Below are 16,813 nucleotides of genomic sequence, written 5' to 3' on the forward strand. Positions count from 1 at the left end.
AGATGACCAAACGCGCCACCAACCTGACCATCGACCCCGCCCTGCTGGACGAGGCGCGCAGCCTGAACATCAACCTGTCCGCCACGTTCGAGGCCAGCCTGCGCGAGGCCGTGCGTGCGCGCAAGGCCGCCGCCTGGCTGGAAGAAAACCGTGCCGCGATCCAAAGCTCGAATGACTGGGTGGAAAAGCACGGGCTGCCGCTTGAACGCTACCGGCAGTTCTGATGGCACAATATGACGTGTTCCCGAACCCTGAGGGCGATGGCTATCTGCTGGATGTGCAGAATGACCTGTTGGAAGGGCTGAACGTGCGCACGGTGGTGCCGCTCTTGCCGCAAGGCAATGCCCCCATCGCCGCCAGCCGTCTGAACCCGGTGTTCGAGATCGAGGGGGCAACGCATCTGATGATGACGCAATACATCGCCGCTGTCCCGGCCAGTATTCTTAAAGCCCCGGTCGGGGATCTATCCGCAAGGTTCGACGCGATCACGTCCGCGCTCGACATGTTGTTTCACGGGTTTTGATCATGGCTCAGGTTCCTTCCGTCTCTGTCAAATACGCCGCCAATGGCAGCTCGACCAGGTCGAACGAGCTAGCCATGCGCGCGATGCAGGAACGCGCCTATGACAAACTCTGCCCGGGCGTGGTGGCTCAGAAAGTGAACACGCGATGACCCTTGACCCTGTCATGAGCGCCGAACGCACCCGCAGGCTGGTGGATGATCTGCGCGCCAAACCAGCGGAAACCACCTGGATCGAGTTCAAGGAAAACAATGCTGACGGGCCGTTGATCGGCAAGCTGATCTCGGCCTTGTCCAATGCCGCACGGCTGGCCGATCAGCACTTTGCCTATGTGGTCTGGGGGGTGAGAGACGGTGATCATGCGGTTGTCGGCACGAGTTTCGAGCCGACCGTGAAGAAGGAGAAGGGGCAGCCGCTCGAATTGTGGATTGCGAACCACCTGTCGCCAAGCATCGAGTTTCGGTTCGAAGAAGTCGATCACGATGGGGGGCGCCTGATCCTGCTAACTATCCCCGCCGCCGCAACCGCCCCGGTAGAATTTGACCGCACAGCCTATTTGCGCATCGGCAGCGCCACGCCGCGCCTGTCCGACCATCCAGAACGCCTGCGCGCCCTCTGGGCCAAGTTGCAACCCTACGCTTGGGAGACAGGGGTCGCAGCGCAGTTCCTAACCGGCGACGACGTTCTTGAGCGGCTGAATTACGCCAACTACTTCGATCTTACGGGCCAGCCCTTGCCGGATAACAGGCAGGGGATCTTCGACAGGCTATTGGCAGATCGCCTGATCCAGAAAGATGTAAGCGACCGTTGGAACATCACCAATCTGGGTGCAATCCTGTATGCCAAGAAACTTGCCGATTTCGGCCCCTCTGTAGAGCGCAAAGGCGTCCGTTTCGTGGCCTATGCTGGCACCGGACGTGCAGATGACGTGAGTCACCGCCAGGATGGCCAGCGCGGCTATGCAGCGGGTTTTCAGGGTTTGGTGGACTATATCGACGGTCTTCTGCCCCGCAACGAACTGATTGGTAAAGCGTTCCGCGAGGAGCGACCGCTTTACCCGTCGATCGCGATCCGCGAATTGATCGCCAACGCATTGATCCACCAAGACATGACAATCACCGGTGCAGGACCACTCATCGAGTTGTTCAATGATCGAATGGAAATCACTAATCCGGGCGCCCCCTTGGTTAGCCCCGACCGGTTTTTGGACTCGCCGCCGCGTTCCCGAAATGAAGCCCTTGCGTCGTTGATGCGGCGGATGAAACTTTGCGAAGAACAAGGCACCGGCATCGACAAGGTGATCTCGGCGGTTGAGCTGCACCAGTTGCCCCCACCGGATTTCCGCATGGAGGGAGACGCCGTGCGCGTGGTTCTGTTTGCACCACGCCGATTTGCGGACATGACACCGGAAGAAGCCGTGCGAGCGTGTTACCAACATGCCGCGCTCAAATACGTAGGCGGTCAAAAGATGACGAACGCGACACTTCGGGAGCGGCTTGGCATCGACGACCAGAACGCTGCGCAGGCATCGCGGGTTATTCGCGCAACGCTGGATGCTGATCTGATCCGTCCTGCGGATGCTGAACGCCCTCGGGCCGGATATGTCCCCTCATGGGCGTGACAGGGACAACATTTGATCGGGTTTTGATTGTGCGTATGTGGGCTAGAGGGCGTAAATTGGAAAATACATATAAATCATACTGTTACGATAGGCAGGGTGCGGTATCGCTACTTGATCGGGTTTTGATTGCCTGCCCCAAAGCGAATGATTCCGCGCCCCTCAGAAGGAAAACATCATGACACAGCAGGTTCCTTCCGTCTCTGTCAATTACGCGGCCAATGGAAGCTCGACCAAATCGAACGAGCTTGGCATGCGCGAAATGCAAGAGGGTGCCTATGAGAAGCGGGGCGAGCAATACCTGCTGATCAAGTCGCCCCCGGCCTCGGGCAAGAGCCGCGCGCTGATGTTCATCGCGCTCGACAAGCTGCACAATCAGGGCCTGCGCCAGGCCATCGTCGTGGTGCCGGAAAAGTCCATCGGGTCCAGCTTCAACGACGAGCCGCTGAGCAAGTACGGCTTCTGGGCAGACTGGACCGTGCAACCGCGATGGAACCTATGCAACGCTCCCGGCGGGGATGACGGCAAGGTCGGCGCTGTCGGCAAGTTTCTGGCGAGCGACGACAAGATTCTGGTCTGCACCCACGCGACCTTTCGGTTCGCCGTGGACAAGTTCGGGATTGAAGCGTTTGATGATCGGCTCATCGCGGTAGACGAGTTTCACCACGTCTCTGCCAACCCTGATAACAAGCTGGGCACGCATCTGGGCGCACTGGTCGCGCGCGACAAGGTGCATCTGGTTGCGATGACCGGGTCCTATTTCCGCGGCGATGCCGAAGCCGTTCTGTCGCCCGAAGATGAGGCAAAGTTCGATACCTTTACCTATACCTACTATCAGCAGTTGAATGGTTACAAATACCTCAAGACGCTCGACATCGGGTATTTCTTCTATTCCGGGTCCTATGCGGACGACATCCTCAAGGTTTTGGATCCGACCGAGAAGACAATCCTTCACATCCCGAACGTGAACTCGCGCGAAAGCACCAAGGACAAGCATCGCGAGGTCGAGCATATCATTGACGCCCTGGGCGATTGGCAGGGAGCGGATCCCATCACAGGCTTTCAGCTGGTCAAGACGCCCGACGAGCGAGTCTTACGCATCGCCGATCTGGTGGACGACGAGCCATCCAAGCGTGACAAGGTTTCCGCCGCGCTGAAAGACTCCACGCAGAAGAACAACCGCGATCATGTCGACATCATCATCGCCCTGGGTATGGCGAAAGAAGGGTTCGATTGGATCTGGTGCGAACACGCCCTGACGGTGGGTTATCGCGCCAGCCTGACGGAGATCGTGCAGATCATCGGCCGCGCCACCCGCGATGCCGAGGGCAAGACCCGAGCGCGGTTCACCAACCTTATCGCGGAGCCCGACGCCGCGGCCGAAGCCGTGACCGAGGCAGTCAACGATACACTGAAGGCGATCGCTGCAAGCCTGCTGATGGAGCAGGTGCTGGCCCCACGTTTCAACTTCACGCCCAAGACCGTGAAAAGTGGCCCTGTCGAAGGGTTCGATTACGGCGAGGGCGGCTATGACCCCAACAAAGAGAACGTTGGCTTCAGCGAGGCCAGCGGGCAGTTCCAGATCGAAATCAAAGGTCTGGTCGAACCCAAGAGCAAGGAAGCCAAGCGCATCTGCCAAGAGGACCTCAATGAGGTGATCACAGCTTTCGTTCAGGACAAGACTACGATCGAACGGGGTCTCTTCGACGAAGAGCTGGTGCCGGAGGAACTGACGCAGGTTCGCATGGGCAAGATTGTCGGTGCCAGGTTCCCAGAGCTAGATGCAGAGGATCAGGAAGCGGTGCGCCAACACGCAGTTGCTGCGCTGAACCTGACCCAAAAGGCGAAAGAGATCGCGCTGTCGAACCGCGATGACACAGAAACAACCGGCAATACCGCCTTGATCGACGGGGTGCGCAAATTCGCAATGGACGTGCGCGAACTCGACATCGATCTGATTGATCGCATCAACCCGTTCGGCGAAGCCTACTCGATTCTGGCAAAGACGATGAGCGAGGAAAGCCTTCGGCAGGTCCAGGCCGTCATCTCGGCGAAAAAGGTGCAACTGTCACCGGACGAGGCGCGAGATCTGGCGAAACGCGCCGTCAAGTTCAAGCAGGAGCGGGGCCGTCTGCCTTCCATCACATCGCCTGATCCGTGGGAGAAGAAAATGGCCGAAGGCGTGGCGTATCTCGCGCGCATGAAGCAGGAGGCTGCCAATGGCTAAGGGTTTCACGGACGAAGACGACGCCCTCCTTGCTGAGCTTGGCGTCGAGGTCGAGGTCAAGAAGCAGCTCAGCCGCACACCACGCGAAGAACGCATCATCGCAGGTTTTGAGGAAATCTTGCGATTTGCAGATGAGCATGGCCGGCCTCCCCAGCACGGGGAGGATCGTGATATCTTTGAACGCCTCTACGCCGTGCGTCTTGATCGGATCCGCGACTTGCAGGAATGCCGCGACCTCCTTGCCCCACTCGACGAGCAGGGTCTCCTAGCAAACACCCCTGCGCCCTCAGCATCAGACTCCGATGACCTCGATGACGATGCCCTCCTCGCCGAACTGGGCGTGGAAGTTGCTAAATCACCCCTCACGGAATTGAAGCATGTCCGGTCAACAGCCGAGAAAAAGGCCGCCGATGAAGTCGCAAACCGCGAGAAATGCAAGGATTTCGCGACGTTCAAACCCTTGTTCGAGCAGGTCCAGAAAGAACTGGATAGCGGCTTGCGCGAAACTCGCCCGTTCGAGATGAAAGCCGAGATCGAGAAGGGACGCTTCTTCATTGTCAGCGGTCAAAAGGCCTATGTCGCCGACAAGGGCGAGACCATCACCAACGAGCAAGGTCGCACGGATGCGCGTCTGCGGGTGATTTTCGACAACGGGACCGAGAGCAACATGCTGATGCGCTCGCTTCAGCGCGCGTTGAACAAGGACGACGCCGGACGGCGGATCACCGATCCATCGGCAGGGCCACTTTTTTCCGATCAGACACTCGACGGTGATGAGGCGAGCGGGATCATTTATGTGCTTCGCAGCAAATCCGATCATCCACTTGTGGCCGAAAATCGCGAACTCGTACACAAGATCGGCGTCACCAATATGAGCGTTGAAAAGCGGATCGCTGGCGCACATCTGCAACCAACGTTTCTGATGGCGAACGTCGAGGTGGTTGCGACTTATGAACTCTACAACATCAATCGGACAAAACTGGAGAACCTGATCCATCGCATCTTCGAGCCCGCGCGGCTCGAGATCGAGATCATGGATCGCTTTGGTAGGCCCGTGATTCCGAGAGAGTGGTTTCTCGTGCCAATATTCGCGATAAAGGATGCAGTTGAACGGATCAAGGACGGGACGATTTCGGGCTATGTCTATGACCCGAAACAGGCGCGATTGGTATCTGTCTCATAGCTGGCGCATGGCAGAACAGCACAGCCACATTCGATTTCCAGATCATCCCCTCGCCTTTGCGTCCGAAGAGCGCGCCCGACCACCAAAACGTGTTTTCTTTGGCTTTGCCCTCGCGGCTTCTGCGTATCCCTGTAGCGCGCCTGTGTAGGTCTGCACCGCAGTCTCGAATTCCTTGTCGCCCATGGAGATCGCCGCGGGTGCTGCAGGTTCTGAATGCTCGAGGGTGATTTTCTTCGGCCTGTTCGAGACTGGCGCTGCAGCAGGAGGATAGGGCAAGGAATGCCCCTGCCGTGCTTTGTCGATCTCCTCAAAATGCCGGTCCGCATAGTAGCGGATGTGATCCGCCTTGATGGGATATTGCCCCTCGGGCAGGACAAGGATCTTGTCGAGCGGGAAACGCAGCAATTCAGCGGGGGATACCAGCGCCCGTTCTTCCGAGCGACGGCTGATATTTGCACTTTCCGAGAGCTTGCGCACGGTTGCCTGTGATCTGGTCTTGCCCACGATCGTGCGCTTGCCGAGGGCTGCGGACAGCACGTCGGCGGTGCGATCATCCTGCGGGGTCATGTAGATCTGCACACCCGCACCGGCCTGCAGCGCGCGGCGGTCGGTTTCGCCATAGATGCCCTCAAGACCGGGGATCGACTGCGAGATGATAAAGAGCCGCCCGCCATAGGAGCGGATCGTCTTGATGCTCTGCAAGACCAGGGGTTGTTTGCCCAGTTGGTCGAATTCATCCATCAGGAACATGACGGGATGTGGCTCGTCCGGTCCGGGATGCGCGCGCTGCAAACATGCGATGGCATCGGCGAACAGGAGCCGGATCAGGGGGGCCAGTGTTTTCAGGTGCTCCGGCTGCACGACAATATAGAGCGACTGTGGCTCTCGTCGGAACGTCCCGAAGTCGAAATCGCTTGCCTGTGTCGCCCGGTCCACCGCCGGATCGAGCCAGAGCTCCAATCCGGCACCGCGGATCACACTGACATAGGAATCGAGAATCTTGTCCACTTCGTCGGCCATGCTCAGGAAAATCTCTGCCACCACCGGGTTTGCGGTCTGCATGGCGGCCCGTTTGTAGAATTCCTTTTTATTGCCGCCGCCAGTCATGATCCGCAGCGCCTCACCGATCGTCGGCTTGCCGGTCTCGATGGCGTAGAGGCAAGACGCCACGAACAGGCTGCGTCCGGCCTGGAAAAAGCTCTGTGCGTTCACGCTTTCGACGATGAGGAACAAGTCCGCCATGGTGTTGACGGCGGTGTATTGCTGCTCGGGGCTGGGCAGATCGGCAATGCGCTGGAGAGGATTGAACCGGTGCGTGCGGGTCAGGACGGGCCCGTTCTTGCCCTCGGGCTGAACGTAGTCATAGGGCGAAAAGTACCAGACCTGATTGTTCAGCGCCTTTTGGCGGTGGATGGATGTCTTCTCGAAATTCTCGCCCTTGACGTCGAGGATCACGGCGCTGCCCTGGAAGTGCAAAAGGTTCGGCAAAACGAAGCCTACCCCTTTGCCCCGGCCCGTTGGCGCGATCATCATTGCGTGCGGGAAGCGATCTGGCGTGGCCGAAACGAAAGGCGCGCGGGACGCAGGTGACCCGAGCTTGCCGAACAGAAAGCCGTTCTGGGAAAGAGATGCCGACATACGGTTGCGGCGGAGCTCGGAACGCGACTGGAAATGTGCATCATCATAATCGGTGAGCGACCCGCGATGAACGGATGTCGCTCCTGTCGCCGCCAGAAGCAGGGCAGGAAGTGCCGTGATGAGCCACGCAGTATGTTCTACCGCAGGGTTTGCCTTGATCCGTGGATCAGACAGATTGAGCAGCCAAAGTTCGAAAATATCGAACCCACCCAGGTCTTCGCCAAATCGCACCATCAGATAGAGCGTGGCGATCGCGGCACCGATCCAGGTGCCAACACCGAGACCGAGCAGGATGGCGATCGGATACCGCCAACGGCTTTCCATTGCATGCAGCATGTTTTGAATCCTCTAGAGGCCGTAATCGCCACTGGTATCGTCCCGGTCGCGCCCCCGCTCCTCGGCGCGCTCGAAAGCTTCGATCCGGGTCCGGTAGGTGGCGGCGGGTTCGCTGTCGCGGCCGGCAATGTCATCACCCGCATCCACCGCGGCGATGGCCTTTAGCTCCGAGAACACGGCTTGTCGCAGACCAGGGTCTTCGATGCGGTCCATGAGCGGATCGATCCGGCCCGCTGCCAGCTGATCCATATCCCCGTCGCGCAGGTCTTGCCGCACGTCGGAGATCAGCTTGTCCAGCGTGGCGATGTCGGCAAGGCGACTGCCCTGCCCCGCGTCGAGAATGTCCTGACGCGCCAGATCCGCCAAAAGATCACGATCCATGTGCAGCCCCGCAAAAACATCACGCGCGCGCGCCTGCAGGTCGCGTTCGAGCCCAAGCCAGTCCGAGCGCTCCTGGGCGTCCACAGGGCGTGAGGCTTCGAGTTGCGCCTCGCTGCGATGGGGTGCGGTGAAACGGGCAGCAACTTCTTCGATGCTGCTGCCGGCCTCCTCGAGCCGTGCCTCCATCGGTGCAAGAACGCGCGCCAACTCCGCTCTGAAATGACCCAGTGCAGCATCGGCCTCGGCGACGAGCGGATTGCCCTCCTCTGCAGCCCGTGCAGCCAGCCCCGCAATCCCCTGAACTCTGTAGGGATCGCGCTCGGGCGACACCGATGAAGAATGATCCGCAAGAAAGTCGCGGCCCAGAAGCCTGCCCATTTCGCGGGCCTTCCCCGCAAAGAGCTGTTCCAGTTCGACCTTTTCGGCACCGGGAGCCATGTCCTGAATGGCGCTCCACGCGGTGTCGGCTTCCGCTTGCAATGTCTCGCGGGCGGCGATCAGACGACCGATCACATCCGCTCCGGCAGCGGGGATATCAACCCCTTCGGCAAACCCTTCTTTCACCGGCATTCCTTTCATCAAGTTGGTGGCGGCAAGCTCTGCGCCCTCCGCGATGCGCCCCATCCATCCATCCGGAGGGGTGTCGGCCTCCAGGCCCATCCCCGCAAGTTGCGCCAGCTGCCGATACCCCTCGGCGTGTCTGCGTATCTCGGCCTCTCGCAGAGCGCGGCTTTCAGGATCCAGCGGGGCAACCACTGGCTCCCGTCCCTCCTTGCGGGCCGCCTGCAAATCAGTGTCTCGCGGGGCGTTTTCCATGATGCCTCGCGACAGACGGGAAGAGGCGTTCAGCACCAGCCCGTGCTCGCCCGCGATCTGCGCATGCAGCTCGCGCATCATGTCATAGCTGATCTCGGAATGGCGGCTGATCGAGAGGAACTTGCCGTCCTCCATCCCGACCTTGTCGACAAGAACATGGGCATGCACATGATCTGTGTTGCAATGAAGGGCCGCCACATACCGATATCGATCCCGGTAATCCCCGCCGAACACCTCCTGCGCCCATTCGCGCGAGATGGCTTCCGCCAACTCCGCCTCGGTTCCCTTGGGAAAGGACAGGATGATGTGATCGGTGTGACCCCGTTTCGGCGCCCCGCACCAGGAAGCACTCCAATCGGCAATGACATTTTCCATGCCGCGCTCGCCAAAGGCACGATCGATGCCGATCTGGTTCGACCAGGCTGCGACCCGCGCCTCGTCGCGCAGAATGTATTTCATCTGTCGACGTAACTCTTTGGGCGAATGACACCCGCCCGTGCCGACCCGCTTCACCACGCTTTGCGGCACCCGCAGCGCGTTCCAGGACATTGCCGCAACTGCCCCGCCGGACGTGCCACGCCGACGGCCCGGCGATACGCGCGCCTCGCCCGCCATGGCTGCAGACCGCCGCCCCACATGAGGCAGTATCTCGCCCAATACCGCCTGCTGGAGGGTGCGTGCTTCAGCCATCGCGCTGCCCCTCCCCAACGTCCCGAAGATCGGACACCCGGACAAAGGACCCGCGCAGCGAGGCCGCGCGCAAAGCCTGCACAGCCCGGGCAACCTCTTCGGCCCGATCCGCAAGCCGACCGACTAGTGCCGCGTCGCGCGCGTTCCACCGAAGCTTGCCCGCATGGGCAAGCTTCAGCATCTGCACAAGATTGCGCGCCAAGGCATTGAGCTGATTGGCCGACGCCTTGAGCGCCGTGACCTCGTCCCGGCGAAACGCGACAATGCCGGATGACAGGCGGATCATGTGCCGGAGTAGACCCGACGTGGTCATGCCCGTCTCGGCCACAAGCGCCTCGAATGCTTCGGCCTCACGGGCGGACACCCGAACCTGCAGCACGCGGCCCTTTGTGGTTCGATCCGTCACCACACCGCGCGCCCGCACGCGGGCAACAGTGGGCCGGGAGCAGCCAACACGCACGGCGATCTCCCCATCGCCAAGCCCTTGCGCGGCGAGCCGGAGAACCTCCTGACGGGCTATGATGGAGAGGCGTTTGGACATGGGTGGCAAGATTTATCATTAGATAGTTTTTGTAAACACGAAAACTCTAATGAGTCGCCGCACAAGTTTTGTCATACACAATACCGTTCCTGTCAACGTCCCTTCGGTCCGTTGTCGCACCTCCGGTGATCAGCAGGCAGGGCCTTGGCCATGCGCGCTGCAAACCCCGCGCGACAACGAATAGACCGAAGGGACACCGCCTCCCCCGCGCCGCGATCCGGGACACTGACCCGGATCCTGAACAGGCGCGGGAATGACGTCGGCGCAGCCGACACGATATCCCTTCATTGGCGTTGAATGCTCAAAGGGGTTTTCCCGGAAGGAGAAGAAGACCTTGTGGGATTGGAACGCCTGCGCAGCACCGTGTTTACGCCGTTGGTGGTGACAAGGATGGTTGAGGATCAATTGCCAGACGCCATAAGGCCCATGAGAGCCAACGCCTCGAAGGCTTCGGGCATTGTTGGAGCATTGCTGCAACGGCGCGATGGCGCAAGTGATGCATGACACAACGCCTCTTTGCATGCATGCTTGATTGCCCAAACGCGTACGCCGATGATTGAAGCAACAGCGGATCGCCTCAACAGCTACAGATTGTTTTGACCCAAAAGTTGACCGCCTGTGTCGCTCAAGGTGTGGACGCCATCCCGAGGCATCGCCATAACGGATCAAGATATACGTTATGGAGACAGTGAATGCTTGTTGTGACGGCGATCTCCGCCAAGGGCGGTTCGGGAAAGACAACTCTCATACAGATGCTTGCGTCCGCCATGCTGGCACGCGGCCGCCGTGTACATGTCATGGATGCGGATGCTGACAAGCAGATCCTCGAATGGGGATCAAAAAGCGCGCGCGCCGACTTCGGTGATCTGCCACGCCTTCCATGGCCCACAGACTTGACCGTGGCCGATGCCCCTGAGACCGTTGAAGGCCTTTACCACGCGCTGGACGGCTTTGAGGCTGAAGGTGTGGATCTGGTTCTGATCGACACCCGCCCCGGCGAACACCCCGACACCGAAACACTGGCGCTGGCCTGCGACATGATCCTGGTGCCGGCCGTGCCGGTACAATCGGATTTCGTGGCGGCCCTGAAAACCCTGACATGGGTTATGCGCATGATCGAGACCCTCGGGCCGGATGACCCCGCCCCGCTGTTTTCAGCGGTATTGATGAACGCGGACAAACGCGCGATCGATTTCGTGACCGCAGGCGATGACTTTGAGCGTGATGCGGCAAGACGCAGGGTTCACCGACAGGACCTCGAAGTCTTCGAGGTGATTTCAACCCTGCCGCTCCTGCCCACGCCGGTGCCCCATCTCACTGCGATCCAGCGCATGCCGTTGACCGGACCGCTGGGATACGTGCGGGACATTTATGAAAAGGATCTTCGTCATCGGCTGCAGGCAGGGCATCTTTCCTCAGCCCTGACACTGTGCGGCGATGTCCTTTGCGACATCGAGGCCATGGTGGTCTCCGCCAATGGCTAGGAAGATTCCAAGCCGGTCCGGGACCGCTGTCTCGAACGAAGACAGGCTGGCGCGATCGCGGCAGTTCGCCACGAGCGCCACGAAATACGCAGCATTCAATCAGAGTACGGCGGCAGCGGTCGCGACAGAAGGCCCAGCAGCAAATTCAGTGGACAAGAAAGAACCCCGGAAAGGGGAAAAGGCAGCCTCGGCTGAAACGGCGCGCATCAACCCAGGGGTATCCACCCAGCCGTTGGCGGACGATGCTTGCAGCAATAGCACCGAAGCGCAGTCTCGAACCTATTACGTGCGCATCGGGGCTGAAGGTCAGGCACGGATTGAGGCGCTGGCAGAACGATCTAACCTTGACCCGGACTACGTTCAGCTTGCCTTGATCAAAGCGGTTCGCGCCCGCATGCAAAACCTGCGCGACACCGCGACCTGGCATGAGGTTGCCTCCGCTGCACGACCACGCCTGGCCGAGCCCAAAGGCACTGGTTGCCCCTTCATGAAATCGATGATCAGGCTCGACGTCGCCCATGTGGCAGCGCTGCAGACGAGCATTGATGACCCACTCAACGTCTATGGGGTGACGCAACTGCTATCCGCCTTCGGCAAGGTGTTGCTGAACTCCGTGATCGAAGAGCTCGCTCAAAAGATCAGCGGCATCGAAGCCCGGGCAGCGCGTCCTGATCCAGCGTAAAGGCATCGCGTGCGGTCACGACAGCGATCTGACCGCCCGCCTCGATCATGTCGATGAGCTGCGCCCATTCGGCAGGATCGGCATCGCGTTGCGTTGCGATCCCGTCCTGCACAGAAAAGGCAGCCTGCTCTCCGGTCGCCGCGAGAAGAACAACTTGTTGCGGGAATTGGTCATTGTTAAAACGCGACAAAAAGTACGCATGGCTCACGTTTGGGTTGTAGACACGGTCAGGATCGCAAACTAAGAGCAAAGTTCCGTCGTTTGCAGTCGCAGCATAGGTCTCCAGACCTCGCGACAAGCCGATCTCCCACTCGGCAGCGACAGCCGATGAAGCCGCGCCCAGAAAGAGCGCAATATGTAGAGGCCTGTAAAGCAAGTTTGTAAACTCCGTTTTGTGTTGGCCAAGCATATATAGGTACAGGCATATACCTGCCACCTGATAACTGCGGCTCCGACCAAATGGAGGTCAGGAGTTGAGCATGAAGAATTATGCGGGTTACCCGGTCGAAGTCATTTGGGCGACGGTAAACGGTGAAGATGTCGAGGTTGGCGTCGTGTTCCAGTGGATCTGCGGCATGCGCCGTACAAGATGGTCCGATGACTTTGAGCCGTCGGACGGTGCGAACCTGAGGTACGAGCCCTATGAGGACGCAGGATAGACCGCCTCCAGCGCTAAAATGCTCGCGAGCGAGCTGAGCAGGACACGATTGTGATCCGGGGGCAATGACACCGAGAGAGAGAACACGCGGGGCAGAGATCGTTGCAAAGGCGACGACGGCTTGCAACGCTACCAAAGAGAACCGATAGGAGACCCATGAGATGAAAGAGATTTTCAACGTTGGCGAGACAATCTTGCTGGACGGCGCGCCGCTTGCGCTGGTGTCCCCCGATGGCGTCAAGGCCTGGATCGAAGACGGCGTTCAGCACAGTTTGCGCCACGACCAAGTGCGCGATCCGCTCAGCGGCCAGATGAAATACCGCTGTCTCTACGAGAAAGACGGGTCGGATATGCCGTTCGTGCTGGTAGGCAACCCTGACTGTCACGAAGGCGCGCACGTTATTCTGTTCGACCAGAAGCCAGACGCATAGCCCTTCGGAATCTTATGCCAGGTGGCGAACACTAGAGCCCCTCGGCTTCGCCCGGCGGCAGCGTCCACCTTGCAAGAGGGATGCAGACCCGTCAGGGCTGAAAGCGGATCGTGATGGCGACCATGTGACAAACGGCTTGGGGTGGCTCAGGATGAGACAGACCAAGACGTATTGGCACAGGAAGACAGCAAGGTCAGAATTCAGGGCGGAGCCTCAGCAGCCCGGCCCCGCTTGCGGGGCTTGCCAATGTCGAAACCTTCACCATTGCAGACAGTCACGCACATCGCAGCATGGAAGCCTCTTTCGCAGGTGCAGCATCGTGTTCGGCCCTTTGCGGACATTCGCCTGTAGTGGTTGCTTGCCCCAAGCTCTCCAAAGTTGCAGGTCGACAGGCATCACTGCTTGTAGTTGGCCGTGACAGGTACCGATGCGAGGCTCGCCGGGCATCGGCCTATGGCGACCCACGACCCGGTAGTACAGCGTGAGTACTCGGTTTCCGGTGGGGTAGATGGTGACCGAGATCCCCTGCACATCCGTCTCGAAGATCTGGTAGTCCCGCCCCGCGTTGGCCGCCTCACGAACGTTTTTCTCATTATGTTTCAGTCTCTTGACCATGCAACGCTCCGACTTGCTCGTCCCGACAAGAGGCGTGGATTCGCGCCTGAATCAAGGCAAGCATGGCCGAATGACCGGAAGTGGGGTGGAGTTCCGTGTTCCGCTTCAGCACCTTGGCTGCCCGGAAAGCAGGAAGCGGCTGTCAGAGTTCGAGAAGTGTGAAGTGCGATGACATAGATGCATAAACGCGTCTGCCGGCAAACGACACAACTGTGGGCCGATCGCGCGACGAGCTGTATTGCTCAAGGTGGTCCAGGTGCATAGACTGACCAAGCAACACTAAGAGGATATTGGATGAAGCTTACCGCAACTTTCAAGTCGTTTCTTCAGGATACAGTGAATCTAAACGATTCCCGAATTGCCAGTCTTGAAAGTAGCGTGGATGCAATAAAGAAATTCATACGCCAATCTGAATACAAGCCAAAATTTGTTGCATTCCACGAGCAAGGTTCTTGGGCGCATGAAACAATTATCAAGCCGCTAAATGGCGACGAATTTGACGCTGACCTTCTGTTAGCTGTCGAGCCTGTAGATGGCTGGAGCGCGAGTGATTATGTTGCGAAACTGGGCAAGATATTCAGTGAAAGTGCGACCTATAAAGACAAAACCAAAGTTTATGACTTTTGTGTCACCATAGTTTACGCGAACGACAAGCGCATAGACATCGCTCCATTGGTTAAGGATAGGGGTGGGATAAGAAGATATGAGGTCTGTGATCGCGGCAATAACGCCTTTGTGCAGAGCGAGCCGATGGAATACACCGCTTGGATTAAGGAGCGTAACGGATATTCTGGCTCGAATTCATTCCGAAAAGTGACGAGGCTCATCAAGTATATCAGAGATATCAAGGGAACATTTACCTGCCCATCAGTTCTTCTCACAACGCTCATTGGAAACCAAATCGACTGGTATGATCATGGCTCTGCTGCATTCAGTGATACCCCAACTACACTAAAGACTGTTTTGGGCAGGCTGGATGACTGGCTTCAAGCACGACCGAAAAAGCCGAGAGTGCAAAACCCGAAGCTGGCAACGGAAGATTTCGCGAGTCAGTTGACCGATGATCAGTACGAAAATCTTCGGAAGGTCATGAAGCGCTACCGTACTTGGGTTGATGATGCATATGATGAGAAAGATCGCGACGAAAGTATCAAAAAGTGGCAGAGGGTCTTTGGGAGCGACTTTGCCAAGGGTGAGGTTGTAACAAAGTCTGCTGCCCAGATCGTATCGCCCTATCGGGCACTTCTTGATACAACTGCGCGTCACTCCAGCGATCTCGTGGAGGCTTTCTATAGATTTGGTGCCAAGCTCCTTCCGGCGGGCTTTTATACTCCGCCTTATCTTCGCCAGCCAACCTGGCGCACGAATGGACATGTTTCGGAGAACGTATATGTCATCGCTTCATGGCATAGGCACAAGAACAGCGGCGGACGGAGGATCGAAGATGGCGAGATCCTTCCCTCCAACGGTGGAGTTTGGCTGGCTCCACGCGTCGGGTTTGATCAAGACGTTCCAGATAATTGTCGAGTGGAGTGGCGGGTCACGAACACCGGTGTTGTAGCATTAACTGCGCAAGCGGGCCGGGGCGGCTTCTATCCATCGTCTACGGGCACCAGGCGGTGGGAAGAGCTGCGCTATCGTGGTGTGCACTTTGTTGAAGCATTCATAGTGCTGCGTTCTGGTGATATCCTCGTTGGCAAGAGCAAGCCGTTTCACGTGGTGATCGAATGACCAAGAACAATATCGCTCGGGAACAGAACTCTGAGCCAGTATTGAGGTTTCTCAAGGCTCGGACAGTCGTTTATCGGAAGGCGAACCTCCTTGTAGGCCTGCAAATTCTTCTGACAGCGGTTGTGCCAGCACTAATGGCAGTTGCTGGAATTTGGTTGCTTGACTGGAAAAGTTTGTTCGCTCTAGCGGGGCTTAGCATTGCTCTAGTTGATATGCTGATTATTGATCGACGGTTAGGTAAGTTGTCTGCTGACGCAGCCAAATTAGCAGAAGAGTTTGATTGTCGTTTGTTTTCGCTGCCATGGTCTGACATCCTGGTCGGCCAAAGGCTGTCACCCGAGACGGTTCAAGGCTATGTTGTAAAGTTTCGTCAAAAGAAAGAGCCCGCGATCTTGAATTGGTATCCCGAGGCCGTGTCTACCATACCGCGCCACCTAGGCGTGCTTTTGTGTCAACGGACAAATCTTTGGTATGATAGCGAGCTCCGGTCGCACTATGCCGCACTGATCAAGTGGGCGGGAGTGGTTGGGTTCATCCTGTGTTTTGTTTTGGCTTGGCGGTTGAATTACACTCTTCAAACAACGGTGCTATCTATTTTTGCACCAATGTTTCCATTTTTCGCTTGGTCAATACGAACTTACTGGCGGCAAACAGACGTATCAGCGGCGCAGGCAAGGAACCTGAGTTCTGCTGAAACGTTGTGGAAGCAGGCTGTTCGTGGAACGCTGTCGGAGATAAAGCTCTGGCCAGAGATTAGAGACTTGCAGAACGCAATCTACGCTCGACGTAGTGCAAGTCCATTAATCCTGCCATTTTTGTACACGGTCCTTCGACCAGGCATGGAGAACCGAATGAGCGTGGCGGCAGAGAAGTTTATTGAAGACAGTGGCTTGAATAGTTGATCAGTGCGAAAATGGGCACGCTTGTGAGATGCGTTCTTGTAAGGTTCTGGGTGGGTTGGGCTCAACCACGCGCACTGCGATGGATTCTTAGTGTTGCCACCTCAACCCGTGTTTTCAGTGCTTGCGCGCCTCGCTCCATGGAAATCCGTTGAATTCCATTTGTCGCCTCCGATCAACGGCCAACAAGTGTCTCCGTTTCAAAGGCTTGCGCTCCATGTTGTTGAATTGATGGGAATCTCGAGTCTAGCCGTCGAGCTGCTCATAAGTAACGCTCCGGCGGAGGCCGTCTGACGGGGCGATGGATGCGATGGTAAGTCCGACCTTATGGTCGACCTTACGTTCACACCGCACATCGAGATC

Annotated in this window: 18 protein-coding genes; 13 read left to right on the forward strand and 5 right to left on the reverse strand. The window is 58.1% G+C overall.

What is annotated here, in order from left to right; genetic code table 11:
- Nucleotides 1-2 precede the first annotated feature (2 nt).
- From ACSSV4_RS21570 to ACSSV4_RS21595, 6 genes are all read left to right on the forward strand, one after another.
- Nucleotides 3-224, forward strand: coding sequence for a type II toxin-antitoxin system CcdA family antitoxin (locus ACSSV4_RS21570; RefSeq protein WP_198134945.1), 222 nt, complete (start codon nt 3-5; stop codon nt 222-224).
- The gene (locus ACSSV4_RS21575) at nt 224-523 is read left to right on the forward strand and encodes a CcdB family protein (RefSeq protein ID WP_454277127.1); all 300 of its coding nucleotides are present in this window, start codon (nt 224-226) and stop codon (nt 521-523) included. The genes ACSSV4_RS21570 and ACSSV4_RS21575 overlap by 1 nt, the downstream gene beginning before the upstream one ends.
- 2 nt (nt 524-525) lie before the next feature.
- Nucleotides 526-672, forward strand: coding sequence for a hypothetical protein (locus ACSSV4_RS21580; protein ID WP_454277128.1), 147 nt, complete (start codon nt 526-528; stop codon nt 670-672).
- Between the two features lie 14 nt (nt 673-686).
- On the forward strand, nt 687-2,141 hold the full coding sequence (locus ACSSV4_RS21585) for an ATP-binding protein (protein ID WP_454277129.1): 1,455 nt from the start codon (nt 687-689) through the stop codon (nt 2,139-2,141).
- A 259-nt stretch (nt 2,142-2,400) separates the two neighbouring features.
- Nucleotides 2,401-4,365, forward strand: a complete 1,965-nt coding sequence (locus tag ACSSV4_RS21590) for a pseudomurein-binding repeat-containing protein (protein WP_454277130.1) — start codon at nt 2,401-2,403, stop codon at nt 4,363-4,365.
- On the forward strand, nt 4,358-5,548 hold the full coding sequence (locus ACSSV4_RS21595; RefSeq protein ID WP_114295062.1) for a GIY-YIG nuclease family protein: 1,191 nt from the start codon (nt 4,358-4,360) through the stop codon (nt 5,546-5,548). Before ACSSV4_RS21590 ends, ACSSV4_RS21595 begins: the two co-directional genes overlap by 8 nt.
- Nucleotides 5,549-5,590: 42 nt before the next feature.
- Here ACSSV4_RS21595 and ACSSV4_RS21600 read toward each other — a convergent pair whose 3' ends face one another.
- From ACSSV4_RS21600 to ACSSV4_RS21610, 3 genes are read right to left on the reverse strand one after another with little or no spacing between them, the layout of a single operon-like run.
- Complete coding sequence (locus ACSSV4_RS21600) at nt 5,591-7,522, reverse strand: type IV secretory system conjugative DNA transfer family protein (RefSeq protein ID WP_454277131.1); 1,932 nt, start codon at nt 7,520-7,522, stop codon at nt 5,591-5,593.
- A gap of 12 nt (nt 7,523-7,534) precedes the next feature.
- Nucleotides 7,535-9,409 (reverse strand): relaxase/mobilization nuclease domain-containing protein, encoded by a 1,875-nt coding sequence (locus tag ACSSV4_RS21605; protein WP_454277132.1) that lies wholly within the window; start codon nt 9,407-9,409, stop codon nt 7,535-7,537.
- Nucleotides 9,402-9,950, reverse strand: coding sequence for a helix-turn-helix domain-containing protein (locus ACSSV4_RS21610; protein WP_454277133.1), 549 nt, complete (start codon nt 9,948-9,950; stop codon nt 9,402-9,404). The genes ACSSV4_RS21605 and ACSSV4_RS21610 overlap by 8 nt, the downstream gene beginning before the upstream one ends.
- A 297-nt stretch (nt 9,951-10,247) precedes the next feature.
- On the opposite strand from ACSSV4_RS21610, the gene ACSSV4_RS21615 reads away from it, so the two are divergent.
- The 3 genes from ACSSV4_RS21615 to ACSSV4_RS21625 all read left to right on the forward strand — a co-directional run bounded on the left by ACSSV4_RS21615 (nt 10,248) and on the right by ACSSV4_RS21625 (nt 12,116).
- Complete coding sequence (locus ACSSV4_RS21615; protein ID WP_454277134.1) at nt 10,248-10,454, forward strand: hypothetical protein; 207 nt, start codon at nt 10,248-10,250, stop codon at nt 10,452-10,454.
- A gap of 188 nt (nt 10,455-10,642) precedes the next feature.
- Nucleotides 10,643-11,434: an AAA family ATPase gene (locus tag ACSSV4_RS21620; protein WP_454277135.1), complete on the forward strand. Its 792-nt coding sequence runs from the start codon at nt 10,643-10,645 to the stop codon at nt 11,432-11,434.
- Entirely contained in the window at nt 11,427-12,116 is a 690-nt protein-coding gene (locus tag ACSSV4_RS21625; protein WP_454277136.1) for a hypothetical protein, read from the forward strand. Before ACSSV4_RS21620 ends, ACSSV4_RS21625 begins: the two co-directional genes overlap by 8 nt.
- Here ACSSV4_RS21625 and ACSSV4_RS21630 read toward each other — a convergent pair.
- Entirely contained in the window at nt 12,073-12,492 is a 420-nt protein-coding gene (locus ACSSV4_RS21630) for a hypothetical protein (protein WP_454277137.1), read from the reverse strand. The two genes, ACSSV4_RS21625 and ACSSV4_RS21630, sit on opposite strands and share 44 nt — an antisense overlap.
- Nucleotides 12,493-12,595: 103 nt before the next feature.
- On the opposite strand from ACSSV4_RS21630, the gene ACSSV4_RS21635 reads away from it, so the two are divergent.
- The gene (locus ACSSV4_RS21635) at nt 12,596-12,775 is read left to right on the forward strand and encodes a hypothetical protein (protein ID WP_040179868.1); all 180 of its coding nucleotides are present in this window, start codon (nt 12,596-12,598) and stop codon (nt 12,773-12,775) included.
- A gap of 160 nt (nt 12,776-12,935) precedes the next feature.
- A complete protein-coding gene (locus tag ACSSV4_RS21640) occupies nt 12,936-13,205 on the forward strand; it encodes a hypothetical protein (protein ID WP_454277138.1) in 270 nt (89 codons plus the stop codon).
- A 258-nt stretch (nt 13,206-13,463) separates the two neighbouring features.
- Here ACSSV4_RS21640 and ACSSV4_RS21645 read toward each other — a convergent pair whose 3' ends face one another.
- Nucleotides 13,464-13,820, reverse strand: coding sequence for a hypothetical protein (locus tag ACSSV4_RS21645; protein ID WP_454277139.1), 357 nt, complete (start codon nt 13,818-13,820; stop codon nt 13,464-13,466).
- 294 nt (nt 13,821-14,114) lie between these two features.
- On the opposite strand from ACSSV4_RS21645, the gene ACSSV4_RS21650 reads away from it, so the two are divergent.
- Complete coding sequence (locus ACSSV4_RS21650; protein WP_454277140.1) at nt 14,115-15,551, forward strand: SMODS domain-containing nucleotidyltransferase; 1,437 nt, start codon at nt 14,115-14,117, stop codon at nt 15,549-15,551.
- Nucleotides 15,548-16,453: an S-4TM family putative pore-forming effector gene (locus ACSSV4_RS21655; protein WP_454277141.1), complete on the forward strand. Its 906-nt coding sequence runs from the start codon at nt 15,548-15,550 to the stop codon at nt 16,451-16,453. Before ACSSV4_RS21650 ends, ACSSV4_RS21655 begins: the two co-directional genes overlap by 4 nt.
- The last annotated feature ends 360 nt before the right edge of the window (nt 16,454-16,813 follow it).

The sequence above is a fragment of the Roseovarius sp. MBR-154 genome (assembly GCF_053628595.1).